We start from the raw sequence: 882 nt of genomic DNA on the forward strand, positions 1-882 counted from the left end.
ACTGAGCTAATGGCTCGTAATGGCTGGGCTAGCTGGATTCGAACCAACGCATGTCGCAGTCAAAGTGCGATGCCTTACCGCTTGGCTATAGCCCAATAATTACGTAAATGGCATAAAAAAGGGACATTTATAGGATGTCCATTTTACACTGAAATATACAAAATGGTGGAGGGGGGCAGATTCGAACTGCCGAACCCGAAGGAGCGGATTTACAGTCCGCCGCGTTTAGCCACTTCGCTACCCCTCCAGCTAAAAGAATGGTGCCGGCAAGAGGACTTGAACCCCCAACCTACTGATTACAAGTCAGTTGCTCTACCAGTTGAGCTACACCGGCATATTGAGTTAAAAAAGTGTTTAAGGAAAGACATTTTGCTGTCGCAAAACAATGAAGTTTACTTTACTTTCGTAAAAAAACATGGTGGAGGATGACGGGATCGAACCGCCGACCCTCTGCTTGTAAGGCAGATGCTCTCCCAGCTGAGCTAATCCTCCATTATGTATTAGTAACTTAGTTTGCTTTAGTAAAAAAAATTGGTGACCCATACGGGATTCGAACCCGTGTTACCGCCGTGAAAGGGCGGTGTCTTAACCGCTTGACCAATGGGCCAGTCTATTAAAAAAATAAAAGCTTCCAACCGGGCTCGAACCGGTGACCTCTTCCTTACCATGGAAGCACTCTACCTGCTGAGCTATGGAAGCAATGGCTCCGCAGGCAAGATTCGAACTTGCGACCGATCGGTTAACAGCCGATAGCTCTACCACTGAGCTACTGCGGAATGATTTGGCCTGGCGACGTCCTACTCTCACAGGGGGAGATCCCCCAACTACCATCGGCGCTGAAGAGCTTAACTTCCGTGTTCGGCATGGGAACGGGTGTGACCT

Annotated in this window: 7 tRNA genes and 1 rRNA gene; all 8 read right to left on the reverse strand. The window is 48.6% G+C overall.

Going from position 1 to position 882, the window contains the following annotated elements:
* Nucleotides 1-20 precede the first annotated feature (20 nt).
* A tRNA-Gln gene (locus tag KYJ26_RS23125) sits at nt 21-95 on the reverse strand.
* A 68-nt stretch (nt 96-163) separates the two neighbouring features.
* A tRNA-Tyr gene (locus KYJ26_RS23130) sits at nt 164-247 on the reverse strand.
* Nucleotides 248-258: 11 nt separating this feature from the next.
* Nucleotides 259-334: transfer RNA gene (locus KYJ26_RS23135), tRNA-Thr, on the reverse strand.
* An 82-nt stretch (nt 335-416) separates the two neighbouring features.
* Nucleotides 417-492 (reverse strand) — tRNA-Val (locus tag KYJ26_RS23140).
* Between the two features lie 40 nt (nt 493-532).
* A tRNA-Glu gene (locus KYJ26_RS23145) sits at nt 533-607 on the reverse strand.
* Nucleotides 608-626: 19 nt separating this feature from the next.
* Nucleotides 627-699 (reverse strand) — tRNA-Thr (locus KYJ26_RS23150).
* Nucleotides 700-701: 2 nt separating this feature from the next.
* Nucleotides 702-776 (reverse strand) — tRNA-Asn (locus KYJ26_RS23155).
* An 8-nt stretch (nt 777-784) separates the two neighbouring features.
* Nucleotides 785-882: ribosomal RNA gene (rrf, locus tag KYJ26_RS23160) — 5S ribosomal RNA — on the reverse strand; the annotation flags it as partial.

Source organism: Rossellomorea orangium, assembly GCF_019334305.1.
GTDB lineage: Bacteria > Bacillota > Bacilli > Bacillales > Bacillaceae_B > Rossellomorea.